The organism is Bacillus sp. SIMBA_026 (assembly GCF_046535335.1).
GTDB lineage: Bacteria > Bacillota > Bacilli > Bacillales > Bacillaceae > Bacillus > Bacillus velezensis.
Genome location: NZ_JAWRWX010000220.1, coordinates 1 through 266, shown reverse-complemented (window position 1 = coordinate 266; position 266 = coordinate 1). Strand labels below are relative to the sequence as shown.

The window sequence follows — 266 nt, the reverse complement described above, 5'->3', positions numbered from 1 at the left end:
AGAACTTTACCGACTGGCATACCGATTACCACCTGAAGCCGTTCCTGTCGAATTCGAGATTGCCTCACGTTCGTGGAACCGCATTCTGGGGCTGGCTGGAAGATCGATTCTTCCTGCATCTCGGCAGTCTTGCGCAAGGACACGAACCGCCGCCGAAAGAGGCGATCAATGCGTTCCTGGTCAGGCTCGCGCAGTCAGGGCCGGACGCGATCGAATCAGTCAGCGTGGTGCCGGGCCGAAGGACGAATCATGTCGGCGTGTTGCAC

1 protein-coding gene is annotated in these 266 nt (G+C 58.6%); it reads left to right on the top strand.

Going from position 1 to position 266, the window contains the following annotated elements; translation table 11 throughout:
- The coding region (locus tag SB847_RS21260) for a hypothetical protein (protein ID WP_410578625.1) at nucleotides 1-266 on the top strand (266 nt) is incomplete at both ends.